25 protein-coding genes are annotated in these 26,836 nt (G+C 51.7%); 23 read left to right on the top strand and 2 right to left on the bottom strand.

Going from position 1 to position 26,836, the window contains the following annotated elements; all coding sequences use genetic code 11:
* Position 1: 1 nt before the first annotated feature.
* The 21 genes from HUF18_RS15265 to HUF18_RS15165 all read left to right on the top strand — a co-directional run bounded on the left by HUF18_RS15265 (position 2) and on the right by HUF18_RS15165 (position 19,271).
* On the top strand, positions 2 to 613 hold the full coding sequence (locus HUF18_RS15265) for a toprim domain-containing protein (RefSeq protein WP_225692785.1): 612 nt from the start codon (positions 2 to 4) through the stop codon (positions 611 to 613).
* A complete protein-coding gene (gene rnd / locus HUF18_RS15260) occupies positions 610 to 1,791 on the top strand; it encodes a ribonuclease D (protein WP_225692784.1) in 1,182 nt (393 codons plus the stop codon). The genes HUF18_RS15265 and rnd overlap by 4 nt, the downstream gene beginning before the upstream one ends.
* On the top strand, positions 1,772 to 2,056 hold the full coding sequence (locus HUF18_RS15255) for a YcgL domain-containing protein (protein ID WP_145468837.1): 285 nt from the start codon (positions 1,772 to 1,774) through the stop codon (positions 2,054 to 2,056). Before rnd ends, HUF18_RS15255 begins: the two co-directional genes overlap by 20 nt.
* Complete coding sequence (locus HUF18_RS15250; protein ID WP_145468836.1) at positions 2,053 to 2,493, top strand: YcgN family cysteine cluster protein; 441 nt, start codon at positions 2,053 to 2,055, stop codon at positions 2,491 to 2,493. The genes HUF18_RS15255 and HUF18_RS15250 overlap by 4 nt, the downstream gene beginning before the upstream one ends.
* The gene (locus tag HUF18_RS15245) at positions 2,481 to 2,831 is read left to right on the top strand and encodes a hypothetical protein (protein WP_225692783.1); all 351 of its coding nucleotides are present in this window, start codon (positions 2,481 to 2,483) and stop codon (positions 2,829 to 2,831) included. The genes HUF18_RS15250 and HUF18_RS15245 overlap by 13 nt, the downstream gene beginning before the upstream one ends.
* 362 nt (positions 2,832 to 3,193) lie before the next feature.
* The gene (locus tag HUF18_RS15240) at positions 3,194 to 3,862 is read left to right on the top strand and encodes a YEATS-associated helix-containing protein (protein ID WP_225692782.1); all 669 of its coding nucleotides are present in this window, start codon (positions 3,194 to 3,196) and stop codon (positions 3,860 to 3,862) included.
* A gap of 23 nt (positions 3,863 to 3,885) precedes the next feature.
* Positions 3,886 to 6,120 carry a VWA domain-containing protein gene (locus tag HUF18_RS15235; RefSeq protein WP_225692781.1) on the top strand — a complete coding sequence of 745 codons (2,235 nt, stop codon included), beginning with the start codon at positions 3,886 to 3,888 and terminating at the stop codon, positions 6,118 to 6,120.
* A gap of 143 nt (positions 6,121 to 6,263) precedes the next feature.
* On the top strand, positions 6,264 to 7,106 hold the full coding sequence (locus HUF18_RS15230) for an AAA family ATPase (protein WP_225692780.1): 843 nt from the start codon (positions 6,264 to 6,266) through the stop codon (positions 7,104 to 7,106).
* Between the two features lie 4 nt (positions 7,107 to 7,110).
* Positions 7,111 to 8,292: a vWA domain-containing protein gene (locus tag HUF18_RS15225; RefSeq protein ID WP_145468831.1), complete on the top strand. Its 1,182-nt coding sequence runs from the start codon at positions 7,111 to 7,113 to the stop codon at positions 8,290 to 8,292.
* A 176-nt stretch (positions 8,293 to 8,468) separates the two neighbouring features.
* Complete coding sequence (locus tag HUF18_RS15220) at positions 8,469 to 9,143, top strand: hypothetical protein (RefSeq protein ID WP_145468830.1); 675 nt, start codon at positions 8,469 to 8,471, stop codon at positions 9,141 to 9,143.
* A complete protein-coding gene (locus HUF18_RS15215) occupies positions 9,140 to 9,745 on the top strand; it encodes a hypothetical protein (protein ID WP_225692779.1) in 606 nt (201 codons plus the stop codon). The genes HUF18_RS15220 and HUF18_RS15215 overlap by 4 nt, the downstream gene beginning before the upstream one ends.
* 8 nt (positions 9,746 to 9,753) lie before the next feature.
* Positions 9,754 to 10,236: a peroxiredoxin family protein gene (locus HUF18_RS15210; RefSeq protein WP_225692778.1), complete on the top strand. Its 483-nt coding sequence runs from the start codon at positions 9,754 to 9,756 to the stop codon at positions 10,234 to 10,236.
* The gene (locus tag HUF18_RS15205; RefSeq protein WP_145468827.1) at positions 10,233 to 10,751 is read left to right on the top strand and encodes a hypothetical protein; all 519 of its coding nucleotides are present in this window, start codon (positions 10,233 to 10,235) and stop codon (positions 10,749 to 10,751) included. Before HUF18_RS15210 ends, HUF18_RS15205 begins: the two co-directional genes overlap by 4 nt.
* A gap of 25 nt (positions 10,752 to 10,776) precedes the next feature.
* Entirely contained in the window at positions 10,777 to 12,744 is a 1,968-nt protein-coding gene (locus HUF18_RS15200) for a hypothetical protein (protein ID WP_225692777.1), read from the top strand.
* A complete protein-coding gene (locus HUF18_RS15195) occupies positions 12,737 to 15,571 on the top strand; it encodes a tetratricopeptide repeat protein (RefSeq protein WP_225692776.1) in 2,835 nt (944 codons plus the stop codon). Before HUF18_RS15200 ends, HUF18_RS15195 begins: the two co-directional genes overlap by 8 nt.
* Positions 15,552 to 16,166: a tetratricopeptide repeat protein gene (locus HUF18_RS15190; protein WP_225692775.1), complete on the top strand. Its 615-nt coding sequence runs from the start codon at positions 15,552 to 15,554 to the stop codon at positions 16,164 to 16,166. Before HUF18_RS15195 ends, HUF18_RS15190 begins: the two co-directional genes overlap by 20 nt.
* On the top strand, positions 16,166 to 16,483 hold the full coding sequence (locus HUF18_RS15185) for a hypothetical protein (RefSeq protein WP_145468823.1): 318 nt from the start codon (positions 16,166 to 16,168) through the stop codon (positions 16,481 to 16,483). Before HUF18_RS15190 ends, HUF18_RS15185 begins: the two co-directional genes overlap by 1 nt.
* 149 nt (positions 16,484 to 16,632) lie before the next feature.
* Complete coding sequence (locus tag HUF18_RS15180) at positions 16,633 to 17,283, top strand: MotA/TolQ/ExbB proton channel family protein (RefSeq protein WP_145468822.1); 651 nt, start codon at positions 16,633 to 16,635, stop codon at positions 17,281 to 17,283.
* A gap of 13 nt (positions 17,284 to 17,296) precedes the next feature.
* Positions 17,297 to 17,806 carry a biopolymer transporter ExbD gene (locus HUF18_RS15175; RefSeq protein ID WP_145468821.1) on the top strand — a complete coding sequence of 170 codons (510 nt, stop codon included), beginning with the start codon at positions 17,297 to 17,299 and terminating at the stop codon, positions 17,804 to 17,806.
* Entirely contained in the window at positions 17,803 to 18,309 is a 507-nt protein-coding gene (locus HUF18_RS15170) for an ExbD/TolR family protein (RefSeq protein ID WP_186435881.1), read from the top strand. Before HUF18_RS15175 ends, HUF18_RS15170 begins: the two co-directional genes overlap by 4 nt.
* Entirely contained in the window at positions 18,309 to 19,271 is a 963-nt protein-coding gene (locus tag HUF18_RS15165; RefSeq protein WP_225692774.1) for an AgmX/PglI C-terminal domain-containing protein, read from the top strand. The genes HUF18_RS15170 and HUF18_RS15165 overlap by 1 nt, the downstream gene beginning before the upstream one ends.
* A 90-nt stretch (positions 19,272 to 19,361) precedes the next feature.
* Here the strand turns inward: HUF18_RS15165 and HUF18_RS15160 are convergent, their stop codons facing one another.
* Positions 19,362 to 19,838, bottom strand: a complete 477-nt coding sequence (locus HUF18_RS15160; protein WP_225692773.1) for a MaoC/PaaZ C-terminal domain-containing protein — start codon at positions 19,836 to 19,838, stop codon at positions 19,362 to 19,364.
* Between the two features lie 48 nt (positions 19,839 to 19,886).
* Entirely contained in the window at positions 19,887 to 20,798 is a 912-nt protein-coding gene (locus HUF18_RS15155) for an alpha/beta fold hydrolase (protein WP_225692772.1), read from the bottom strand.
* A 236-nt stretch (positions 20,799 to 21,034) separates the two neighbouring features.
* Between HUF18_RS15155 and HUF18_RS15150 the strand changes: the two genes are divergently transcribed.
* Together HUF18_RS15150 and hrpA are read left to right on the top strand one after the other, a co-directional pair.
* The gene (locus tag HUF18_RS15150) at positions 21,035 to 22,714 is read left to right on the top strand and encodes an AMP-binding protein (RefSeq protein ID WP_145468816.1); all 1,680 of its coding nucleotides are present in this window, start codon (positions 21,035 to 21,037) and stop codon (positions 22,712 to 22,714) included.
* Positions 22,715 to 22,826: 112 nt separating this feature from the next.
* Positions 22,827 to 26,744 carry an ATP-dependent RNA helicase HrpA gene (gene hrpA / locus HUF18_RS15145; RefSeq protein ID WP_225692771.1) on the top strand — a complete coding sequence of 1,306 codons (3,918 nt, stop codon included), beginning with the start codon at positions 22,827 to 22,829 and terminating at the stop codon, positions 26,742 to 26,744.
* Positions 26,745 to 26,836 lie beyond the last annotated feature (92 nt).

The following is a 26,836-nucleotide window of genomic DNA, read 5'->3' as shown; positions in this document are numbered from 1 at the left end:
TATGCAATTGCCAGCGCAGTACCGTCAGCTGATTGAATGCTTTGATGCTTTGCCGGGTATTGGCCCGCGTGCGGCTGCCCGTATGGCACAGCATGTTTTGGAGCATGACTCAGGTGAGCGTCTGCAACAGGCGATTCTGACCGCCCGGAAGACATTGCAACATTGCTGTTGCTGCCGGACATACAGTGATCTCAGCATTTGCCCGCTGTGTACGGATGATGAACGCAGCGTATTGCATTTACTGGTGGTGTCCGGTGTTGAGGATCAGTTTCGCTGGGAAGAGGCCGGCTACCGCGGCGGTTATTTTGTCCTTCATGGACTGTTGTCACCGGTGGCCGGTATTGGTCCGCGGCAGTTGCATTTACCGGATCTTAAGCAGCGTGTTGAAACATTAGTTTCTGCCGCCGAATCGTCTTCTGCAGAGAATCTTCTGGTACAGGTGGTGCTGGAATCATCGGTTGAAGCGGATGCTACCGGGCAGTTTATCGAGGATATGCTGGCCGGTTTTGCCTGTCGGGTTCAGCTGCTGACTCCGGGGCAGCTGGCAGTGGATTTACAACATGCGCGGAGCTTCTCTGCTGCAGACCATGTCCCGGCGGGAGCCGATAAATGACGCGTCTTAAAATACCTGAACCGCAGTGGATTACGACCGCGGAACAGTTGCAGGAGGCCTGCAGGCTCTGGTGTCAGGAAGCCTACATTGCTGTTGATACTGAATTTGTCCGCACCACCACGTTTTATCCGGAAGCCGGGCTTTTGCAGGTGGCTGACAGCCAGGGAAGTTACCTGATCGATCCATTAACCATTACGGATTGGCAGCCACTGATCGAAGTGTTGCAGCATCCTCTGGTGGTTAAAGTCTTCCATGCCTGTGCTGAAGACCTGGAAGTATGCCGTCGTCTGACCGGGGTTGTGCCATCGCCGCTGGCGGATACTCAGATTGGTGGGGCTATGGCCGGGCTTGGGGCTTCGATGGGGTTTCAGCGCCTGGTTAAAGAGGTGCTGAATATTAATCTTCCGAAAGAAGAGACCCGCTCAAACTGGTTAATGCGTCCTCTGCGTGAGGAGCAAATCAGCTATGCCGTTGCCGATGTTCATTATTTATACCGTCTGTATCCGAAGCTGATTTCACTGCTGAAAAAACTGGGCCGGCAATCCTGGCTTGCAGAAGATTGCGAACGTTTGCTGAATACATCGGAAAAATCCGAAAAAGCGAACCTGTATTTTCGCCGGGTTAAGTTGGCCTGGAAGTTACGCCCGCAGGAATTATTGCTGCTGCAGCATCTGGTGTTGTGGCGCGAACAGCAGGCGCGTGAGCGTAATGTTCCGCGCAGCAAAGTCGTTGATGACAACAGCTTGTGGAATATTGCGCGCTTTAAACCCCGTAACCGGGATCAGCTGGTTAAAGCCGGAATGCGCCCTCAGGCGGTAAGGGAAGATGGCAAGACGCTGCTGGATATTGTCAGTCAGGTACAGGCTATGGATAAAAGCCTGTGGCCAAAACAGTTGGATAAACCACTGTCGCCCCAGGCCGGACAGTGGCTGAAATTACTTAAAGAAGCCGTGGTCAGTAAGGCGGAATTACTCGATGTTCCACCAGATTTACTGGCGCGCAAAAAAGCACTGGAGGCGTTAATCCGCTCCGGATACCCGAATGGTCCCTTTAAATTGCCGGAAAGCCTCAGTGGTTGGCGCAAAGCGGAAATAGGGGATTATTTAATGATGATTTTGCAGGATCAGACGAGAGTGATCTCGCTGAGAAAACCGACTCATGACGAAAGTACTGTGTGACGTCTACAAGACGAAAAAGAAAGATGAAACCTACCTCTACGTATCCCGTAAGGATGCGTTGACGCGAGTTCCGGATGCTCTGATTGAACAATTTGGTAAGCCAGAACTGGCGATGACCATGATTCTTACGCCGGAGAAAAAACTCGCCCGTGCCGATATCGACAAGGTTCTGAAGGCGCTGGATGAGCAGGGTTTCTATTTGCAGATGCCGCCAGCCAAAGAAACTTACATGCTCGATCTGTTCTGCAAACTGGACAAAGAATGAGCGCACAACCTTTCTGGAAAGAAAAAACTCTGCGCGAGATGAGTCGTACAGAGTGGGAATCGCTCTGTGACGGTTGTGGCTTGTGTTGTCTGCATAAACTTGAAGACGAAGACAGTGGTGAGGTGTATTACACCGATGTGCACTGTCGTTATATGGATACCAGTAATTGCAGTTGCACGGTTTACCAGGAACGTAATATCAAAGTGCCGAACTGTGTTTGGTTAAGTCCGGAGCAGGCCGAAAGCTTTTTCTGGTTGCCTGAAACCTGTGCCTATCGTCTGTTGGCGGAAAAAAAGCCTTTGTTTGATTGGCATCCATTGGTATCTGGTGACCCTGCATCGGTGCATAAAGCGGGTATTTCAATTCAGAATAAAGGGATTTCTGATGATCAGATTCCCGAAGATGAATGGCAGGATCGTATTATATGGAAGGCATAATTCAGTTCTTACCCTTTTGGGCGGTCTATCTGGTATGTGCTCTGGTGGGTTATTGGTGCTGGAACCGGATATTTTTCTGGCTGGCCGCTGACAGTGATGTGCGGCGTTTTTTGCGCATGATTGGTGCCGTGTTGTTGTTTACGCCAGCGCCTATTGCCCAGGACTCCAATTACTTCGCTCCCGTACTGGTGGTATTGCCCTTTACGGCGATCAGTGAAGGCGTTAATGCTGCCTTGTATGCACTTAACTGGTTGCTGGCGGCTTTGTGTCTCGGTGTACTGGTGTTGGGTATGCGCCAGTTGTTGCTCTGGATCAGAGCCCGATTACAGGCAGAATGAAATAAAAAGGCGCACAGTGTGCGCCTTTTTTATATCCGGTACGCCCTATGTGCAGGACTACGAATTGATTAATAAATAATCAGCTGTTCAGTGTATTTCCCCTCGCTCTTTTTCTCTCCCCTGGCTGTTCAGGAATTTTACTACCCGGCATTTTGCCCAGTCAGGGATTTTTTTTATTCCTTTTCTGGCTAACCCATAAAACTTTGCTAGTTTTAATGCAGGAGTGTTCTGTATTTCTGACGGTCGTCCTCAGGTGGCCGGCGTAATCCGGAGCGGTACTTAAACTTGGGGTTTTTCCGTCAGTGGAGTAATCGGATTAGGGGCAGCAGAGTCTGCGCTCTAACGGATGAGAGGTTGGAAACATGGCTAATCATATCTTCATTCTGGCAACTGTAATGCTGTTGGCTGGCATTTTTGGGGGGCTGGTAAATTATTATCTGTATGGGGATAAAGACCCTGATGCAGCAAGTCTGCCACGTTTTCTTGTGGTTGGTGTGGGTGCTTCTTTTCTGGTGCCGGTAGTACTGGACATGGTGAACAGTGAGCTTGTTCTGGAAAGTCAGGGTGATCCGTCACGCTTGCTGATTTTTACCGGTTTTTGTCTGATTTCAGCGTTGTTAAGCCGCTTCTTTATCGACAATCTTTCCGACCGTATTCTCAATGAAGCTCAGGTAGCGAAGCAGCGTTCAGAAGAAGTGCAGCAAAACCTGCGCATTATTCAGAGTGAGCTGTTGCCATTAATCGATACTGAAACAGAACAGGACTCCGGACAGGAAGATTCGCAGGTGGTTCAGGTAAATGATGAGCTGGATGTTACCTCGACCCATGTGCTGAAAATTCTTTCCAGCGGACGTTTTATCTTCCGTTCCCTGGCCGGGGTTTGCCGTGAAGCGAATGAAGAAGAGTCGACCATTCTTAAAACATTGCATGTGCTGGTAACCCGTAGTCTGGCCGGTAAAGTCAGCGGTAAAAACGGTGTTCGCTGGCACATTACTGAGAAAGGCCGCCGCGTACTCGAATCTAACCTGTAATAGCCTGACCCCCGGGAGCATTTATGATGATTAATCGTTGGCTGTCGGGGGTGATGTTTGTATCACTCCTGTCGTTTTGTGCCGTATCTTCTGCGGCCGAATCTCCTGCCAAGCCTTCCGATGTCCGGATCATTATCGATATTTCCGGCAGCATGAAGGAAACAGACCCTGAAAATCTGCGTATTCCGGCGCTGAATCTGCTGGTCGAGTTATTACCCGATCAGTCGCAGGCCGGTGTCTGGACCTTTGGCCGTTACGTCAATATGTTGGTGCCGCTGGCGGCTGTGGATCAATCCTGGCGTGATGCGGCAAAAGAACAGGGGAAGTCTGTTAATTCTGTTGGGTTGCACACCAATCTCACTGAGGCTCTTGCTAAAGCCAGCTGGAAAGTAGCTGCAGACAGCGGTTTTAATCACAGCGTTATCCTGCTGACCGATGGCAAAATCGATATGGCCGAGGCTGGCCAGAATGCTGAGCAGGTTAATTCAGCAGAAAGAACCCGCCTGTTTAATGAAGTTCTTCCTGTTTATGCTGCTGCCGGTGCCCGTATTCATACGCTGGCTTTGTCGGATGGTGCGGATAAGAGTCTGTTGCAGCAAATTTCGCTCGAAACGGGTGGCTTGTTCCTGCAGGCATCCAGTGCCGATGAGTTACTTAAGGCTTTCCTTAAAGCTTTTGATCGCGCGGTGCCGGTTGAACAGGTTCCAATGGATGACAACCGCTTTGATATTGATGCCAGTGTTAAAGAATTTACGGCATTGATATTCCGCAAAGGCGGTGGCAAAGAAACCCGTCTTATCCAGCCGGATGGCAGTGTAATTTCCTACGCTGATGCGCAACCGGAGGGCGCTGTACGCTGGCATCAGGATGTTAATTTTGACCTGATTACTGTGCAGTCGCCCCAGACCGGTAGCTGGGTAGCGGATGCGGATCTTGATCCGGACAACCGGGTGCAGATTCTGTCTGACCTGACGCTGAATGTTGAAGGGCTGCCGGTCAGTCTGTTTTCCGGTAATCCACTGGAATTGGAGATTGCTCTGAAAAATGCCGGAAGCATTGTTGCCGAAGATGCTTTACTGCGGCTGACCGATATCAGTCTGAAAGTAACGGCACCGGATGGTCGCTCAGGCAGTAAGTTATTGTCAGATCCCGAAAACCTGCCAACTGATGGTATTTTCCGTGAGGCATTAACCCGCCTGTCGCAGGTAGGGGAATACCGCTTTGAGATCAATGCGATTGGTCGTACGTTTCAGCGCCGTCAGGTATTAAGTTCAACGTTGATGGAACCTTTGCGGGTTGAGATCCTGCCACAGCCTGCGGAGCAGAAAGTAGAAATCCGTGTTATTCCTGAAGGCGCTAATGTTGATTCGGGGCTGAGTCGGGTTATCGCCAAAATCAGCAGTCCGGATGAAAGCTCCATCATTCAGTCAATGGAATTTGATGCAGCCCAGCAGGCCTGGATTCTGGAACTGCGCGCCGATAAAGGACCGGGGGCGTATGATATTGTGCTGAATATTCGTGGCGTATCGAAGGGCGGAGCCACGTTCAAGAGCAAGCCGGATGATATCCACGTTGAGTTTCCACTGATCGATCCTGATGCGCCGGCGGTTGCTGCTCCGGCAGCTGAGTCTGATGCAGAATCTGCTGCTGTGGATGTGTCGCCGCAGAATATGCCCGAGTCAGAGCAAATGCCGGAAACCGGGCCTGATACCAGTATTCAGAAACAGGTTGCCGATGAAGAAAAACCTGCACCTGCTGAGGAGCCTGCTGCGGAAGTCATTAAACCAGATCTGGCAAAACGCTTTGCTGAACAGGAGGATGTTATTGAGCCTCCGGTGAAGGAAGAAGAGGGCATTGCCTGGTGGGTTTACCTGCTGTTGGCATTGGGTAACCTCGCGGTCTTTGGTGGTGCAGGCTACTGGTGGTTTATGAAACGCCGTCAGAGCAGTGCTGCTTCGGCAGCGGCGCCTGCCTCCCATGATAGATTACCTGACGATCTGCCCCATGATGATCTGACGGATGACGACTTTGCCGGCGATTTCGATGCCTTTGATGGGGAATCAGAAGAAGAAATCCCGCTGCCGTCCTCGGCTCCGTCATCGATGGGAGGGGATACGGATATTAATGTTTCGCTGGACGATGATTTTGATATCGACCCGGATGAAAACCCGGTCGCCGATGACGACTGGGGAGAGTTTGACGCTGATAATGAATCCTCTTCGGGATCTCCGGATGATGATGAGAACAAACCTGCCTGATTGCGCAATACACCCTCAGTGAATAACCGAGGGTGATCTCCGGCCGGCAGTATCATTTTGCTGGCCGCTAATGCCTTGCTGATAAGCACCCCCCTACTTATACTGCTGACCTATTTTGTCGAATGAATGACTTAGAGGTTTGTATGAAGTTTCAGGGCACCCAGGAATACGTCGCAACGCCGGAACTGCAGTTAGCGGTTAATGCGGCCATCGCATTACAGCGCCCGCTGTTGCTGAAAGGGGAGCCTGGTACCGGAAAAACCATGTTGGCTGAGCAATTGGCCGAATCATTGGGTACTGAACTCATTCAATGGCACATCAAAAGTACAACCAAAGCTCATCAGGGCCTGTACGAGTACGATGCGGTATCACGCCTGCGGGACTCCCAGCTGGGCGTCGACAAGGTTCACGACATTGCCAACTACATCGTTAAAGGTAAGCTTTGGCAGGCCTTTACCGCCGATAAGCCAGTGGTGCTGCTGATCGATGAGATCGATAAAGCAGACATCGAATTCCCGAACGATCTGCTGCTGGAACTCGATAAGATGGAGTTCTTTGTGTATGAAACACAGGAGCGCATTGTCGCCAAGCACCGTCCGATCATCCTGATTACCAGTAACAATGAGAAAGAACTGCCGGATGCGTTCCTGCGCCGCTGTTTCTTCCATTACATCGACTTCCCGGATCGTGACACCATGAAAGCCATTGTTGATGTGCATTTTCCGCGCATTCAGGCTGAGCTGGTGCGTGATGCACTGGATGTTTTCTTCGATGTGCGCAAAGTACCGGGCCTGAAGAAAAAGCCTTCCACCTCAGAACTTATTGACTGGCTGAAACTGCTGATGGCCGACGAAATCGGCCCCGACGTACTGCGCAATGCGGATACCAGCAAAGCTATTCCGCCATTGTACGGCGCTCTGCTGAAAAACGAGCAGGATGTACAGTTGCTGGAAAAACTGGCTTTTATGAGTCGTCGCAAAGGCTGATCCGATGCTGATTGATTTCTTCCAGACTGTCCGTAACGCCCGCGTACCCTGTTCGGTACGCGAGTATCTGGATCTTGTGCAGGCGGTTAAAGCCCATGTGGTTTTCGCCGATCTGGACGAGTTTTATGCGCTCGCCCGGCTCTGCCTGGTAAAAGACGAAAAGCACTACGATAAATTCGATAAAGCTTTCGCCGCTTATTTTCAGGGGCTGGATACACTGCCTTCCTTTATGGAAGAGGCCAATATTCCGGCTGACTGGATGCGTAAAGAGTTTGAGCGCATGTTGTCGGAAGAAGAAATGGCCAAAATCGAAGCGCTTGGCGGGCTGGATAAGGTCCTCGAAGAGTTTAAAAAGCGCCTTGAGGAGCAACATAAGCGCCATCAGGGCGGCAATAAAATGATCGGTACCGGCGGTACTTCGGCCTTTGGTGGTAACGGCTATAACCCGGAAGGTATCCGCATTGAGCAGGGTAAGTCGCGTCATAAAAAGGCTATTAAGGTCTGGGAACAGCGCAACTACAAAGACCTCGATGACAGCATTGAGCTGGGTATCCGCAATATCAAAGTTGCGCTGCGCCGTTTGCGTAAATTCGCCCGTCAGGGCTCGGTAGAAGAGCTGGATCTTGGGGATACCATTGCTTCCACTGCCCGCAATGCCGGTTTTCTGGATATCAAGATGGTGCCGGAGCGGCACAACTCGGTCAAAGTGCTGCTGTTTTTTGATATCGGCGGCTCAATGGATCCGCACGTGCGCGTCTGCGAGGAGTTGTTCTCTGCCGCCCGCACCGAGTTCAAGCATATGGAGATCTTTTATTTCCATAACTGCCTTTACGAATCGGTGTGGAAGAATAATATCCGCCGTAATAATCAGCGCACCGACACCTGGGATATCCTGCGTAAGTTCGGGCCTGACTACAAAGTGATCTTTGTTGGTGATGCCATGATGGCACCTTACGAAGTAACCCACGTCGGTGGCAGTGTTGAACACTGGAATGAAGAGCCGGGGGCTGTCTGGATGCAGCGTATGGCGGACCACTACGGCAAGCTGGTATGGCTGAATCCTGCCCCTGAGTCTTACTGGGGTCAGGGCGGGTCGCTGGGGGCGATTCGTGAAATTGTAAATCAGCATATGTACCCGCTGACGCTTAAAGGGCTGGAAACAGCGATGCGCTACCTCAGTAAATAGGGGGCGTGGCAATCATTAGTTTGTACGGAAGTACCGATTGATTGCAGGGCACGCTTTATAGGACAATGGCGCGCTGATGGCATGGATGCCCACATAACTAGAAAAATGAAAAGGGCTTTAGACCAATGCTGGTCCAGGGGAATCTTTGGTGTCTGCTTACCCGCCGGGTAAGGCAGATGCTCTACATCACCACGTTCTGTCTGATCTGTGCTCCGTCGTGGGCGCAACAGGAACAACTGTATCTGCGCAAAGGGCCGGGCAGTGCCTTTCCTGTTATCTTCGAAGTTTCTTCCACCGAACAATTACAACCACTGCGTTTGCAGGGGGAATGGCTGCTGCTCAGCAATGGCCGTCGTCAGGGCTGGCTGCCGGTCGCTCAGGTGCCTGAGTCATCCGGTTTGAGCCGCGCCCAGCGCTGGTATCTCAAGGATGCCCTGCGTCCTGGTAACTGGCAGGTACAGGGCGGCTGGAACAGTGAAACGGCTCTGCAGCTGGGCGTCAGCTATCCACTGGATGAGTATCGACTGGCGGCACGCTTTACCCGTGCCAATGCGGGTGAGCAGGCCTGGCAAAGTGCTGAACTGGGGCTGGAACAGGTGTTTTCCCGTTATGCGGCCTGGTCTCTGCAAGGTTTTGCCGGCCTTGGGTTGGGGATCAATGAACAGGGTAGCCGCCACTGGGATGAAAACGGACGGGAAACCTCTACGGCGCTTTTTACGGTTTCCGGTGATGTTGTCTGGCCACTGGAAAAACGCCTGGATTTGCGTCTGCGTCTGCAGGCTTCACAGGCGCTGGGCGCTGATCAATCTGCACATACGGCCGTTGCGCTGATCTGGAATCTGAGTTTATGAAGTATCTGATCCTTTGTTTGTTGGCTGTACCTTTATTGGTCAACGCAGAAACCACCGATATATACCAGCCACGCATCAAAGTGGCTGGTCTGGAAAAATCTGAAAATATCAGCCGCCGCTACGGCAGCTGGGGTGTTGGCGTTGCCCAGCAGGCGCAGGATAATCTCAGCAGCCGCACTGCGCTGAATTTTACTGGCCGCTGGTTTGCAGGAGAGCGCTGGTATCTGCTCGGCAGTGCACAATTTGCTCCTTTTAATCAGAGCGAAATCCGTAACAGCAGTGGCCAGGTTTTACTGGAGTCCGGCGAACAGGCCAATGTACTGGCCGGCGGCGCCGGGTACGCTTTTCTGCAGGGTGCTGCCAGTCTCAGTGGCCGGACAAGCTACCCGTGGCAGGTTGCTGTGGAAGGGCTGATGGGCGAGCAATATACCGGTGACAGCAGCGGCCGCTACACTGGCCTGGCCTTTTCCTGGCAGTTGCTGGGCGATGACTACTGGCTGGCAACAGAATGGCGTGTCTATCAGAGTGATGACAGCCGTCTGGATAAACTGAACGTAAATAAGGGTATGCAATGGGGCATTTCATTCGGCTCTTATTTCTGAGTCTGTGCGTGATCAGTGCGCAGGCTGAAGAACTCAGCGCGGCAGATACGCTGGCTCCGGGGCAGCTGGTAGACGATTTTTCTATGCCGTCCGCCATTGGTGGCTGGGGGCAGCGTCTGGCAGAACAACGTGGCAAGCCGGTGATGCTGATCTGGCTGGATCGCTGTAACCAGTGTCAGGAAGAGCTGGTGCGCTATCAGCTGCTGGCAGAAAGTTACGCTCTGGATCAACTGGTTGCCTGGTTTATCTGGGCGCCGCACAAAAATGATGTGCCGCCGAAAATGCGCTTGCCGGTATTGCTGAATGACCAGTACTGGTCTCAGAGCTGGGGATTTAACCCCCGCCCGGCAATCATGCTGATTAATAAAGATGGCGTGCTGGATCACCTGATTCTGGGGGAGCTGTCCGGGCACTATGACGAAACTGAAAAGACACTGGCACAATGGATGACTGAGCAACAGTTGCAGGCCAGTGCGGAGAACGGACAATGAAAAAATTATCACTGCTGGCAGCCTGTGCGCTGCTGGGTATTCTGGCAATGCCAGTGCAGGCAGAGCAACAGAATGCCAATATTGCGGCCGATATTGTTCAGGTTAAACGCTCGGTGCTGGAGCTGAATAAAGACCTGTACGAGCTGGAAGAAGATCTGCTCAGTCCGGCAACCACCCGTGCGGCCTTTTATTTTTCGCTGACGTACGGTGAATTTTTTGAACCGCTTTCGATTGAAGTCAGTGGGGCGGGTTTTGAGGCGGTACGTCATATTTATACCGAACGACAGGTTGCGGCCTTGCGTATGGGGGCTGTTCAGCCACTGGCTAATATTAATCTGGGGCCGGGTAAACACAATTTGCGTGCAATTATCCGTGGTGTGGATCAGCTTGGACAAAACCGTGAACTGGTTGTCGAGCAGCAGGTAGAAAAAACCGATAAACCGTTATTGCTTGAATTTGTTGTCAGTGATGTTGCCGAGCAGCAAAGTGCCGCGGCGCAGTTGAAATTCTGGTAACCGGTGTACGGATGACAACTTTCTGATGCGACATTATTTACTGCTTCTTCCTATGCTGTGCCTGTTGTCGGTTGCCCATGCAGCTGACGCGGATATCACGGCAGAAGCCATTACCGTGCAACCCTCAGCAGGCATTTCCAGTGGAAATCAGCCCGAAAGCGCAGAGCAGCGTCTGCTGCGCGGTGCATTTTATTATCACTACCTGACCAACAATTATCAGCAGGCACTGGTCAGTCTTGATCGCATGCAGAAAGCTTATGGTCAGGCCGGAACGGTCGCCGAAGTGACCGTTATGAAGGCCGCTATTCTGCTGGCCCTCGGACTTGAAGACGATGCCGATGCTTTGTTTGCTGATACCGAAGCCTATGGTACTGAAGCATCGGCAGACGCCTGGTTTCATCTGGCCCGGCGCTGGCAGGCAAAATCTGAATGGGAAAAATCCGAGCGCTGTATCCGCCGGGCTTTACAGCTGGATAGCGGAGCCGCAGGTTCTGCCAACGCATTAAATGCTGCCTATCGGGAAGAGGCAAAATTCATTCTGGTTGCCAGTCTGGCAGAACAGGACAGAATGCATGATGCCAACGATGTGCTGGTAACCATGAGCCAGGATGGTATCTGGAGCGGTTATGCCCGCTATAACCAGATGTTGTCATTAATGCGTCTGCATGCGGTCAGTCGTGATCTGGAAAAATTAATCGAAGAAGCCACGTATTATCTGCCGGATACCTACGAAGGCCATTCCTTAAAAGACAGAATTTTACTGGTTGCCGGTATTTATGCTCTGGATGCCGGTAAATACCGTCAGGCTGAAGCTTATTTGCGTCAGATCAGTTTAGACAGCGCATTTACGGCACCCGGATTATTGCAGTATGGCTGGTCGCTGGTTGATCAGTGGAAATACGAAGAGGCCATGCAACCATGGCGGATTCTGCAACAGCGCTTCAGCGAATTTCACCCGGCGGTTATCGAATCCGTATTGGCGGTACCCCACGCCCTTGAATTACTGAATGCTACTACGCAATCGCTGAAAACTTACGAATTTGTCGAGCAGCGTTTACTTGGCATGCTGGATACTCTGCGGGAACAAAACGCCCGGCCACAGATTTCAGCCTGGCTGAATGAGTGGGAAAATCAGCAGCAAGGGCAATCCTGGGGCTGGCAACGGGTTAATCTTGGCGATATGCCCGATGGTGCGCTGTCCAGAACATTGCAGGATCTGCTGGATGATCGCGATTTTAATCAGATGACCTCGGCTCTGCATGATCTGAACAGCATGATGAATGATGTCCGCCGCCAGCAGCAGGATCTGAAGTTGTGGCAGGAGGTGCTGCAACACCGCCAACAAAAACTGACTGGGCTGAATGCAGATAAAAAACTGCAGCGTCTCGAACAGCGTCAGGCTGAACTGACACGCGATGTTCTCGCCTTGCAGCAGCGCTTACAGGCGGAAGATAAAAAAGTATTTGCCTTTGCTTCAGTTGCTGACCAGCAGAATGTCGATCACCTGGCAGCTGTTGTGCCACGCATTGAATTTCTGCAGCGCCTGAATACACCAACCCGTGATCTGGGTATTTATAAAGAACGCTGGCGCCGCAGCCGCGGCCTGCAGCTGTGGCGCATTTATGAAGAAAAGCCGGATCGTCAGTGGCAGGCACAAAAAAATTATTGGCAATTGCAGGGCGTTACTTCTGCCTTGCTGGAACAGCTGGAAAATACCCGTACAGCACTGACCTGGGCAGACAGCAGCTGGCAGGGCTTTCCGCAGCGTGTCGCTCAGCAACAGCGCCTGCTTGAACAACAGGAAAAGCGTCTGCAGCAACTGCATGAACAGCAACGGGAGCAGATCATTGCTCATGTTTCCCGCCATATGACAGAACTGGATGTGAGAATCACCGACTATCTGGCGCAGGCACGACTCTCCATCGCACGTCTGTACGATGATTCCTTACAGCAGCAGGTTGCCGGTGGTGAAGCGGAGGGCAAAAATGAATAATTTTGCCTTGCGCGCACTTTTTTTATTAATTATTACCTCGCTGACGGGCTGCAGCCTGTTTTCACAGCCGGACGATGCGGAAAAAACGCTGGGAAATATTAACGGCCTTAAAGTCCGTTTATTATCCAATGATCCGCTGGAAACCAGCCATGACGATGTGATTGAGCGTTATCAGCGTTATCTTGATGTTGCTACCGAACCGGAAATGCGGATTCGTGTCGCCCACCGTATTGCCAGTCTTAAACTGCAGGCAGAAGAAATTGCGCTGGATAATATACCGGAAGAGACTGATTCCGGTCTGGATATCAGCGCAACGCGTGAAGAACGCGCTCAGGCCATTGCTTCAATCAGGGATTATGAATCGCTGCTGGAGGCATACCCGGACCGTTCCGATAACGATGCCATGCTGTACCAGCTGGCTAAAGCCTACAGCATGGCCGGGCGTATGCAGTCTGCCATTGCAACACTGGAACAATTGGTTGCCGATTTTCCGCGCTCGGTTTATTACCTTGAAAGTGAATTCCGTCTGGCACAATTGCTGTACGCGTCCGGTGATTATGAAGGGGCAGAACAGGCTTATCAGCGCCTGATTGATCGCGGCCCGGAAGACAATCAGTACTACGTCAGTGCCGGTTATCTGCAGGGCTGGTCTATTTTTAAGCAGGATCGTCTGCAGGACAGTCTGCTGGCCTTTACCCGTTTATTGGATGAGCAATATCCAACCGTCGCGACCTTGTCCGATGCCAAAGGTGGTGAGCTGGATATGCTCAACGACATCCTGCGGATTATGGCCATCATGTTTGATGACCTTGGAGACTGGGAACAGATTGCTTTATTTTATGATCAGCATGGCAAGCGCCATTACGAATATCTGATTTATGACCGGCTGGCGACGCTGTACTACGACAAACAATATTATAAAAGCGGGGCATCTACCTTGCGCGCCTTTGTTCTGCGTTACCCGGATGATGTGCTGGCGCCGGTATATTACGAACGTCTGATCGAAGGCTATAAAACCGCACGCTATCCAAACCTGATGCGCAAGCATAAAGAAATCTATATCGGTATGTTTGGCGTCGGCGGCAATTACTGGCTGAACCATACAGAAGCTGTGCAGCAGGCGCTGGAAAAAACGCTGGCGATCTATATCTGGGATCTGGCGGGCTTCCATCACGCATGGGGACAGAACAGCAAAAAGCTGAAAGATAAACGTGAGCGTCTGGGCGAAGCTGAACGCTGGTATAAAGAATATATCCGCAGTTTTCCCGAAGCGGATGACACGGTTAAAGCCCATTTTCTGTTAGCTGAGGTGGCGTTCGAACTGCAGGATTACCCTCTGGCCAAAGATCATTATGAGATCGTGGCTTACCAGTATCCGGGTTATGAAAAAGCGGCCGAGGCGGGTTATGCCGCCATTCTTGCATTTAATAAATACCGCCCGGCGAAAACGCAAGCACTGGCCTGGCGCCAGGCAACGGTTGCCAGCGCAATGCGCTTTGTGCAGGAGTTTCCACAGGATGAGCGCAGTGGCACCGTGCTGGTTAATACCGCAGAAATGCTGCTGAAAGATAAATACTATCCGCAGGCACTGACAACTGCACGCCTGGCGTCACAGGTCGAAGCTGATCTGCCTGAACGTTACCGTTATGGGGCGGCGCTGGTACGCGGACATGCCAGTTTTGAACAGGGCCTGTTTGCTGAATCCGAGGAAGCGCTGGGCAAAGCCCTGACTTACAGCAAACTGGATAAGAAAACCCGGCGTGAGTTACGGGATAAAGTCGCTGCCACGGTTTATAAACAAGGCGAGCAGGCAAAAGAGCAGGGTGACCTGACCGCAGCGGTTGGCCACTGGCGCCGTCTGGCAACTGTTATTCCGGAAAGTAATACCCGCATTATTGCCGAATATGATGCGGCAACCTTATTAATGCAGATGAAAGATTATGATCAGGCCATTGAAGTACTGCTGCATTTCCGTGAACAGTATCCTGAGCATAAATTAACCGCTGATATTCCAAGTAAACTGATCGTCGCTTATGAAGATAAAGGCGAGTGGCGCAAGGCTGCATTTGAATTACAGCGTATCTGGAATGAAGGTACCGACCCTGAGCAGCAGCGCATTGCCTGCTACCAGTCTGCTGAATATTTTGAAAAAGGTGGTGATCTGGATAATGCGCTGGTGATGTATAAGCGTTACGCCCACAGCTATAAAAAACCTTTTGATGCAGCTGTCGAAGCGCACTTTAAACTGAACGAAATTTATGCTGCACAGAACGACGAAGAAAAACGCCGTTTCTGGCTGGATAAGGTGATAACCCTGCACAATAAAGCCGGTAAAGATCAGACAGATCGTTCACGTTATCTGGCCGCCAGTGCGGCCTATGAACTGGGTGAATTCGAACGGGTTAAATATGAAAAAATCGCCATTACGCTGCCCCTTGATAAAAGTGTGACGCGTAAGAATGCGGTGATGCAGGCCGCACTGAAGCGTTATACCCAGGCGGTGCAGATTGGCGTACTGGAATACACAACATCGGCGACTTATCGCATTGGTCAGTTGTACGCTCAGCTGAGCAAGGCGCTGATGGAATCGGAGCGGCCAGGCGGTATGGATGAACTGGAACTGGAGGAGTATCAGTTCCTGCTGGAAGAGCAGGCATTTCCTCTGGATGAGGCGGCTATTGAAATTCATCAGACCAATGCCAACCGTACTTACGATGGTCTGTATGATGAATGGATTAAAAAGAGTTACCGGTCTTTGGGTACGCTGATGCCTGGCCAGTACAATAAAAATGAAAAGGCGCTGAGTTATGTTGATCAGATTCGTTAGCCTGTTACTGCTGGTTTTATTACAGATTGGATTGCAGGGCTGCAGCCTCTTAGGTGCTAAGCCTGAAGTGGTCGATTCTGTGCCGCAGGAAAAACCGTTGCCGCCGGAACTGATCGAGGCCTATAACGCCGGTCTGGAATTGCTGCAGGACGAAGAGTTTGATGCGGCACTGGTTCACTGGCAGGCGCTGGCGGAAAAATACGCAGAATTTCCCGGCTGCTGGACCAATCTGGCGTTGGCGCAATACCGTCTGGAACAGTTTGATGCCAGTCTGGAAAGTCTGAATGAAGCCGTTGCCCTTAAACAGGAATTTTGTCCGGCCTACAAAGTACTTGGGCTGGTGCAACGTGAATTAGGTCAGTTCAGTGCCGCAGAAAACAGCTATCAGACGGCTCTGCAGTGTGATCCGGCGGATGTGCAGGTGCATTATAATCTGGGCATTCTCTATGACCTGTATCTGCATGATCTGGTCAAAGCGCTGCAACAATATCAGCTGGCACAGGGAATGATGACCGAGCCGGATGAAACGCTGGCGATCTGGATTGCTGACCTCGAACGACGCAGTACCGAGCAGGTCGCAGGGGAGGGTTCGTAGTGATTAAATTATTTTCCTGCGCACTGTTGTTACTGTTTTTAAATAACACTGCGCTTGCTGACAATGTGGTTCGCCTTGAAGGTATCTCCATTCAGGGTAACAGCGAAGAGCCGAACGTAATGTACGTAACACCGTGGCGTCCTCCACCGGGAACCGGGCGTTTATATCAGCCGATTAACAGCTATCGTGAACAGTGGCTGCAGAGCATTGACCGCGACAGTTTCCGCCGCGAAATGCGTTACGCAGAACGCTATGCACCAAAGGAGCCGGATCAGGAACGTCTGCGCCAGCTGAGCGGGGGCTCAGCAGTGCAGTAGTACTTTTTGGTTTATGCAATAAACAACGTTTTTTGCTGAGCGGTTTAATGGTTAAATCGTCAGTAATGGGAAAGACCCGGAAGGCTGCGGCATAAGACCGGCCAATAACAACTAAGAAGCTACAAAACTACAAACCAGGGGAAGTAACTATGGATACCATCGTACGTTTTTTTCAGGAAGGCGGTACTTTTATGTACCCGATTGCCATCATTATGGCGATTGGTCTGGCCATTGCTTTTGAGCGTCTGCTGGTGCTGATGAAAGAAAAATCCAGCAACCGCCGCGCCTTTGAAGAACTGCTGCCTATGCTGCAAAAACGTGACCTGCGCGCTGCGCTGAGTTATGCCACCAGTTCAGAAACCAAAATCGGTGATATTTTCTCTGCTGCTATTGCCCGCATTCCAGGCAGTCAGCGTCGTGAAGAAATTGAATATGCGCTGGAAGAAGGTCTGATGGAAGCCATTCCTCAGCTGGAAAAACGCACCCAATACGTAGCCACCCTGGCCAACATTGCAACGTTGATGGGACTGCTGGGTACCATTATGGGTCTGATCGCAGCCTTTACCGCGGTTGCCAATGCAGCGCCTGCAGAAAAAGCCGCGCTGTTGTCGCAGAGTATTTCTGTCGCGATGAACACCACGGCATTCGGTCTGATGGCAGCGATTCCGTTAATTCTGCTGCACAGCTACCTGCAATCCAAAACCAACGAAATTGTCGACAGCATTGAGATGGCCGGGGTTAAGTTCCTCAACATCATCACCGAGCGTAAGCCAGGTCAAACTCCAGCAAACAGCAACTGAGATGTAATTTCTGATGAGACGCCAAAGACGAATACAAGAAGAGGCGGAGCTCAACGTTACATCCTTTATGAATCTGATGATCGTACTGGTACCAGTACTGTTGATGAACATGGTGTTCTCACAGCTGGCGGTACTCGATCTTAAGTTGCCATTGGGAGATCAGCCGGGGGCTGTGAATCCTGAGGATGTTTCGCTCGAAGTGATTGTCCGTAAGCAGGGGTTTGAAATTACCCGAACCTATCAGGAAAAATCTGAATCGCTTGCGACACTGCCGAAAAAAGACGGAGATTACGATTACAGTGGTCTGTCTTCTGCGCTCGTGGATATTAAAAAGAATCCCGGCTTTGAAGATAAAAAAGACATCAGCCTGCTGTCGGAAGCCGATGTCGATTACCAGACGCTGATTACCGTGATGGACAGCGTACGCATTTACCCGGCGGTTATTGCTGCTTCACTGGTTGATGCAACGTTATTCCCGGAGATTTCTCTGGGCGATGCGCCGGGCGCGGAGGTGACACCATGAAAATGTCACGTCGTGCGAAGCGTATGCAGCGTAATCATAAGCGTAATGCCAATAAGAGCGGCCTGAATCTGACCGCACTGATGGATATTTTCACCATTCTGGTTTTCTTCCTGATGGTGAACCAGTCGGAAGTGGAAGTGCAGAGCAGTGATGCCATTCAGTTACCGGCCTCGCTGGCGGATAACAAGCCGAATGAGAACATCACGGTTCTGGTGAGCAAAGACGATATTCTGGTTCAGGGACGTGCGGTCATCAGTACTGCGGCGGCCAGTAAAATCAGCGGTGAAGAAATTGCCGAGCTGAAAAAAGAACTGGATTATCTGGCATCGCGTTCACCGCTGCCGGATGAGCTGAAAGCACAGGGTCGGCCGGTCACCATTATGGGTGACAAGGACATTCCCTATGCGCTGCTGAAAAAGGTGATGAATACCTGTGCGAAGGCGGAATTCAATAATATTTCGCTGGCTGTTAATCAGAAACCACCCGCTGCGGGAGGTGCCTGATGACCGTTTATTATCGCGCACCACAACTGCCCTGGACCGACAACGGTGACCGTCAGCGCTTTCTGCCTATTCTGATTGTTTTGCTGGCAGTGGTCATGGTGCTGGGTGTGGTTATTCCGTCTGTTGATTTGCCGGAAAAAGACCGTAAGGATCTGGAGAAATTACCGCCGCAGCTGGCTAAAGTGATCGAGCGTAAAAAGCTTGAAAAACCCAAGCCAAAACCGCTGCCACCCAAAGTGGAAGAAAAGAAGCCGGAGCCTAAGCCTGAGCCAAAACCGGAGCCTAAGCCTGAGCCGAAACCAGAACCACCAAAACCGAAGCCGGAGCCGAAACCTAAGCCCAAGCCGAAGGTAGAAGCGACGAAGGAAAAGCGTGAGCAAGCCAAAGAAACGGCCAAAAAGAATTTTGGCAATGATGCCTTGTCAGCGCTTAACAGTATCCGCAATCAGGTGCCGATTGCTGCATTAAACACCTCCAGTAAGGGGCTGAGTAATGCCGGCAATAAAGCGACCAGTGTCGGGACCGTGGTTGATCGTAACGCCGCAACACGGACATCCGGTGGTGTTGATGTTGCATCCTTAACCAATGCGACGGTCGGTGAAAATCTGAGTGATCGTCAGGTGACGGCGGTGGAAATGACGGCTGAACAGGAAGAAGCGGCTGCGGCTGCTACGACCCGTTCGCAGGAAGAGCTGCGTCTGGTGTTTGAACAGTACAAAGTACAGTTTGACCGCCTGTATCGTGGCGCCCTGCGTAAAAATCCGGCACTGGCAGGTTCTGTAACACTGAAGATGGATGTGCAGCCCAATGGCTCTGTATCGTCCTGCTCGGTATTTAAAAGCGAGCTGAACGATGCCGGTCTGCATAAACGTCTGGAAATGAAGTGTCGTCAGATGCAGTTCGAAAACCGTCCGGGTATTGATGTGACGGTGGTCGAATTTCCGATCCGCTTTATGCCTTAATGGCAGAGGGCAACCAATAAAAAAGGCCGCGTTTGCGGCCTTTTTTATTCTTTCCGGTTCGTATCGTTCCGGATTGACGACAGTACACTCTCAAGCGCCGATATGGATTTCCGGCAGTTTGGGAGCTTTGATGGTCATTTTTTCAGTCGGTGCCATCACGCTGGCTTCACCGCTGGCCACTACTTTGCTGTTCTGATTGCTGACTTTACAGTCAAGGGTTACAACCGGCTTGCTGTCGTGTTTGCTGCTGACGGTTAATTCCACCGTTAATTCATCGCCAATCATCACCGGTTTGCGGAAGGATAAATTCTGACCGAGATAAATGGTTCCCGGGCCAGGCAAATCCATCGCCAGTGCTGCTGAAATTAATGCTCCGGTAAACATACCGTGGGCAATCTGCCCTTTAAACATTGTGGTGGCAGCATATTCGGCATCCAGGTGCACAGGGTTGTGATCACCTGAGGCCGCGGCAAACAGAATAAGATCCTGCGCAGTAACGGTGTGCTTGCGCTGACAGCTGTCTCCGACAGCAATTTCATCAAACGGACGATTGGTAATTGTTTCCATACAGTTCCCGGGTTAATTAGGATAAAGGTCAGTTATTCTTGCCGCCAGTTACAGCGGCAACGCCTTGAGCCACTTCAGAATGTTCTGAAAAACCTCATCAGCATTGGTTTCGTTCAGCATTTCATGCCGGCCTTCAGGGTACATTTGCAGGCTGACATTGTCATGGCCTGTCTTTTCCAGAAAGGCTTTTAATGCCGGAACACCTTTACCCATCTGACCAACAGGGTCGCGATCACCGCCAAAAAGATAGATAGGTAAATGAGCCGGGATTTTGCGCAGATTATCGGCTTTGCCGATTTCAATCAGGCCGCCAAATAAGTCAGTCCATAATTGCAGACTGCACAGATGCCCGCAGGCGGCATCGGCCAGATAACGGTCAACCTGTTCGTTGTCGCGGCTCAGCCAGTCAAAATCGGTACGGTTAGGACGGAAAGCTTTATTGAATGCGCCAAAGGAGAGGGCATCCATTACGCCAGACAGGTGTTGCTGTCCCTGACGCAGTTTCAGCAGACTGGCGACGCTGCGCCCCAGATGAAACAGAGCGGACGACTGATGATTGGAGCCGGAGAGAATCAGGCCGGACAACAGGTCGCCATGACGGATGGCGAATCCCTGCGCAATAAACGATCCCATTGAGTGGCCAAACAGGATGCGTGGCTCTGAGCCGCAGACGGCTTGCTGCACCCGCAGGATATCGTCCATCAACAGTTCCCAACCGCCCATGCCCGCAGCATCTGCGTCGGCATAGTGGCCGCGCGGACGACGTTCGCCATGGCCACGGTGGTTATGGGTAACAACCTGATAACCCGCCTGGTGCAGGTATTCGGCCAGAGGGATATAGCGGTCACAATGTTCAGCCATGCCATGCATCAGGTGGATGGTGGCAATGGGGGAGGTCAGAGACCATAAGCGCGCTTCGAAGGTGGAATGATCGGCGGCAGAGATAGTTATTTTGTTCATTATTTGATCGCTGTGCTGACGAGAGTTAGCCGGCCGTGTCAGGCGGCGCTGTTACCATCTCCGTTATGTGTCAAATTGTAAATAGCTGGGAGGCGACTTTTGCCGCGATGTGAGAAAACAGGTAAACTCCGGCTGCTTTTTTGGCCGGTATTTCTACTGGGGAGCCGGAATCCGGTCAATTCAAAATTTCACAAAACCCTGCATATAACGATAATTCAGGGTTATCAGGAGGCGGTATGAACGAGCAATTTTTCCAGGAGCGTTATCCGGAGGGCTATCCGAGTTCGATAGACCCGGATAAGCACGAATCATTAGTCGAAATCTTTAATGGTTTCGTAGAACGTTTTGCTGATCGCCCGGCTTTTACCTGTCTGGGACAAACCCTGACCTATGCCGAACTGAATAAGCAGAGCGCCGCCTTCGCAGCTTACCTGCAGAACGAGACCAGCCTGCAGGCCGGTGACCGCATCGCGGTGCAGCTGCCGAATATTCTGCAATATCCGATTGTTGTGTTCGGTGCTATGCGTGCTGGTATGGTGGTGGTTAATACCAACCCGCTGTATACCGAACGCGAGATGGAACACCAGTTTAACGACTCCGGTGCCAAAGCGCTGGTTGTGCTGGCTAACATGGCCGACAAAGCCGAAAAGGTTCTGCCAAATACCGGTATCAAGCACGTTATCGTCACCAACGTTGGTGATATGCACGGCACAATCAAACGTGTACTGATTAATACCGTTCTCAAGCACGTTAAAAAAGAAGTTCCGGCTTTTAACATTCCGGGTGCTGTTGCCCTGCGCAGTGCGCTGAAAACCGGAGCAGGAAAAACCTTCACCGAAGTTAAAATGGACCGCAATGATGTGGCTGTGCTGCAGTACACTGGCGGTACCACCGGCGTCGCCAAAGGTGCAATGCTGACTCACCGCAACCTGATGTCGAACATGATGCAGTGTCATGGTCTGTTCACCATGGTGCTGGAAGAAGGCAAAGAAACCGTTATCGCGCCGCTGCCGCTGTACCATATCTACGCCTTTACTGTGCATTGCATGGTGCTGCTGGAAACCGGTAACCACTCGATTCTGATTCCTAACCCGCGTGATATTCCGGGCTTTATCAAAACCCTGCAGGGTGCTGAGTTCAGCGGTTTTGTGGGTCTGAATACACTGTTCGTTGCGCTCTGCGGTCAGGAAGCCTTCCGTGCCCTGAACTTCAGCAAACTGAAACTGACCATCTCCGGTGGTATGGCGCTGACCAAAGACGCGGCAGACCAGTGGCAGAAAGTTACCGGTTGTGAAATTGCTGAAGGTTTTGGTATGACTGAAACTTCTCCGGTTGTTTCTTTCAACCCGCCAGGCCATATCAAGCTGGGTACCATCGGTATGCCGGTTGCTGGTACTAACTGTAAAGTGATCGACGAAGAAGGTAATGAATTACCTCTGGGTGAGCCGGGTGAACTCTGCGTTAAAGGCCCGCAGGTAATGAAAGGTTACTGGCAGCGTCCGGAAGCGACCGCCGAAACCATCACCGAAGATGGCTGGCTGAAAACCGGCGATATGGCGGTGATCACGGATGACGGTTACATGAAAATCGTTGACCGTAAAAAAGACATGATCATTGTCTCTGGTTTCAACGTTTACCCGAACGAAGTGGAAGATGTACTGGTATCTCACCCGGACATCGTTGAAGCCGCTGCAATCGGCATCCCGGACCCTAAGAGCTCTGAAGCGGTTAAAGTGTTTATCGTTTCCAAAAACGAAAACCTGACCGCAGCAGAAGTAAAAGACTGGTGCCGCGAGCGTCTGACCGCTTATAAAGTACCGCGTCATATTGAGTTCCGTGACGAACTGCCGAAGACCAACGTCGGCAAAATCCTGCGTCGCGAACTGCGTGATGCGGAGCTGGCCAAGCACAACTGAGTTGTGTAGGTCGTGATAAAAACGCCCTGTATTTTCGGATACGGGGCGTTTTTATTGGTGGAGCCGGCGAATTTACCGCCGAATCCACATGTGAACAATAATGGAGATTCCCGTGAGCGCTGACGCTTTTACTGCCGACTGGGCAGCCCTGCATAAAGCCATTGACCAATGTTTGCTGAAAGATCAGCACGGCATGCGCCGCAGTGTGCAGCAGTTAAAGAAGCGCTCGCCGGATGATGCCAGCGCACAGGCGCAGCTGGAAAAACTGCTGCAGCGTATTCAGCGCAGCCAGCAGACGGTAGCGTTGCGCTCTCAGCCTTTGCGCATTGCCTATCCGGAAGAGCTACCGGTCAGCGGCAAGCGTGATGAGATTCTCGCGGCACTGCGCGACCATCAGGTAGTGGTGGTCGCAGGTGAAACCGGTTCCGGTAAAACCACGCAATTACCTAAAATTTGCCTGGAAGCCGGTTTTGGCCGTCAGGGGCGGATTGCTCATACCCAGCCACGGCGTCTGGCTGCGCGTGCGGTTGCGCAGCGAATTGCTGAAGAACTGGGTTGTGAGCTTGGTCAGCAGGTCGGTTATCAGGTGCGCTTTACCGACCAGAGTGTCGATGCCAGCCGGGTAAAGCTGATGACCGATGGTATTTTGCTGGCGCAAACCCAGCATGACCGTTTTCTTAATGAATACGACGCCATCATTATCGACGAAGCGCATGAGCGCAGTCTGAATATTGATTTTTTGCTTGGCTATTTAAAGCAGCTACTGCCGCAACGTCCGGATCTGAAAATTATTATTACCTCGGCCACCATCGATGTTGACCGTTTCGCTCAGCATTTTGCCGATGCCAGTGGTAAAGCAGCTCCGGTGATTGAAGTATCCGGTCGTACTTTTCCGGTTGAAGTCCGATACCGTTCTTTATTACGTGATGAAGAGGACGCGGATGACCGCACCTTGTTTGAGGGTGTGGCTGAAGCGCTGGCAGAACTGCGCGAAGAAGATAAAAAATCCGGTCAGCATGGTGATGTACTGATTTTTATGCCGGGTGAGCGTGAAATTCGCGAGTGCGCCGAATTTTTACGCCGCGCACAATTACCGGCTACTGAAATTCTGCCGCTCTATGCGCGTTTAAGTGGTGCCGATCAGCAGAAAATCTTTAAGCCTCACGGTGGCCGGCGGGTGGTGCTGGCCACCAACGTGGCCGAAACCTCGCTGACGGTGCCGGGCATCCGTTACGTGATTGATTCCGGTGTCGCGCGCATCAGCCGCTACAGTTACCGCAGTAAAGTACAGCGGCTGCCGGTTGAGGCTATTTCTCAGGCCAGTGCCAATCAGCGTGCTGGTCGTTGTGGCCGTACTTCGCCAGGTATCTGTATCCGTCTGTACGAAGAAGCCGATTTTCTTGCCCGCTCAGAATTTACCGATCCGGAAATTCAGCGCACGAATCTGGCCGCGGTTATTTTGCAGATGCTGCATCTGAAACTCGGCCGGCTGCAGGATTTCCCCTTTATCGATGCCCCCGACGAACGCTTTATTAAAGACGGTTTTAATCTGCTGCAGGAACTTGAAGCGGTTGATGCAGACGGGAATATGACAACGCTGGGCCGGCAGATGGCGCGTCTGCCGGTCGATCCGCGCATTGGCCGGATGTTGCTCGAAGCAAAGCAGCAGCAATCATTGCGCGAAGTATTGATCATTGCAGCGGCTTTAACCGTGCAGGACCCGCGTGAGCGCCCGCCGGAAAAACAACAGGCTGCGGATGAAAAACACCGCCTCTGGCAGCACGAAGAATCCGATTTTCTCAGTCTGGTGAATTTATGGTTTGCCTACGAAGAACAGCGTCAGGAAACCTCTCAGGCGCAGTTGCGTAAATGGTGCAGCAAACATTTTCTGTCTTTTATGCGCATGCGTGAATGGCGTGATACCCATCGCCAGCTGCATGTATTGTGCAAAGAGCTGGAATTAAAAGAAAACACCGAACCGGCCAGCTACGAAGCCGTACATAAAGCCTTGCTGGCCGGCATGCTCAGCCAGATTGGTTTTAAGTCGGAAGGGCAGGAATATCTGGGCGCCCGTAACCGTAAATTGTTTATTTTTCCGGCATCGGGGCAATACAAGAAAAAACCGAAATGGATGATGACCGCTGAACTGGTTGAAACCAGCAAGCTGTATGCGCGTACGGTGGCGCGCATAGAACCGCAGTGGATAGAGCAGGTCGGCAAGCCGCTGCTGAAATATCAGTATTTTGAACCGCACTGGAATGCCCAGCGTGGGCAGGTAACCGCTTTTGAACAAAGTACGTTATACGGATTGATCGTTAATCCGCGCAAACGGGTTAATTATGCGTTAACGCATCCGCAGGAAGCACGGGAAGTCTTTATTCAGGAAGGCCTGGTAGAGCAGCAGTTGCGCAGCAAACTGCCGTTTTACCGGAAAAATATTGCGCTGCTGAAAGAAGTCACTGAGTACGAAGAGAAATCCCGCCGCCGTGATCTGGTCATTGACGATGCCTGGCAGGCCGAGTTTTATCGCCGGCATTTACCACTGGAAATTCCGTCGGTCAGACACCTTGAGCGCTGGTATGAAAAAGCCTCCGCGGCGGAGAAAAAAGCACTCGAATTTACCCGCGATCAGTTACTCAGCGCGGATGCCGCAGGCATTGGCGCCAGGGATTTTCCCGGCGAACTGGAATGGCAGGGCATGGCTTTTCCGCTCAGTTATACCTTTGCACCAGGAACCGATAATGATGGCGTCAGTCTGAGTGTGCCGGTGGCTATGCTGCAACAGGTTCCGGATGCTCAGGTGGAGTGGCTGGTGCCCGGCTTTATCGGTGAAAAAGCCGCTCAGCTGATTAAAGGTTTACCCAAGGCCGTGCGCAAAAATTTTGTACCTGTACCGAATACGGTAGAAGTATTTCTGCGTCAGGCGGATGCCTCTCAGGGTGGTCTGTATATTCAGTTACTGAATTTTCTTAATAAAACCCAGCGTCCGCCGCTGGAATTATCACAGCTGCTGGAGGTTGAGTTAGCGCCGCATCTGCGCATGAATATCCGGGTGATGTCCGATGGTAAGCTGCTGGCGCAGGGGCGCGATCTGGCGGCGTTAAAAGCGCAGCTGAGTGATGCCAGTCAGCAGCAGGTACTGACGCTGGCGCATCAGGATTATCAGCGCAGCGATATCAGTCAATGGGATTTTGCCGATTTACCGGAGACTATCCAAACGCAGGTGAATGGTTTACCGGTACGCGCTTTTCCGTGTTTACGTTTGCAGGGCCAGCAGCTGGAACTGACGGTTGAGGCCAATATTAACGACGCCCGCCGCGCACACCGCACCGGCGTCAGTCGCCTGATCCGCAACGCTCTGCCTGAACAGGAGCGGATGCTGAAAGCCCATATTCAGAAAACCATGGCCAGCCGCTGGTTGCTGGCAAAAGGTCTGGGCAGTCAGGCTGATATTGCCAATGACCTGCTTGAGGCTGCGTTTATTCAGGTGTTTGTGCCTCTGGATGAGGCGCTGCCTTACACTGAGGCTGAATATAAAGCCCGTCTGGAGCGTCGCTCTGAGCTGATCGCCCATGGCGAACGGTTACTGGCGCAATATATTGAGTGGCTGCAGCTGCGCCATACCATCCTGAAACGTATTGGTGGTGCGGTCAGTCTTGATCGTGCGATGGCCTACAGCGATGTAAAAGCTCATCTGCAGCGGCTTCTGGCTTCCGGTTTTATGAGCCGCACCCCCTGGGTTCAGCTGCAATGCTACAGCCGTTATTTACGTGCAATGGAATACCGCATCGATAAGCTGCAGGGCAATCTGCCGCGTGACCGGCAGTCGATGATTGAGTATGAGGCGCTGGCAACCCCTTATCTGGAATTACTGGCGCGTGTTGACATCGATGACCATCCGCAATTGCAGGAATTTGGCTGGCTGCTGGAGGAGTGGCGGGTGTCGTTGTTTGCTCAGCCGCTGGGTACCCGTGAGCCGGTATCGATGAAACGGCTGCAGAAGCGTTGGCTGGAAATCCGTGATATCTGATTTTTTTTCGTCTGTTCTGTAAGAAGCGGGAATACCCTGCGACTAAGGTTAGGTGCACTGCAAAAGGGTTGAATTAATTACCTTTTCCGGGC

It is taken from the genome of Thalassolituus sp. ST750PaO-4, assembly GCF_020320405.1.
In the GTDB taxonomy this organism is placed as follows: domain Bacteria; phylum Pseudomonadota; class Gammaproteobacteria; order Pseudomonadales; family Oceanobacteraceae; genus Venatoribacter; species Venatoribacter alkanivorans.
This window is presented reverse-complemented; position numbering and strand designations above follow the sequence as displayed.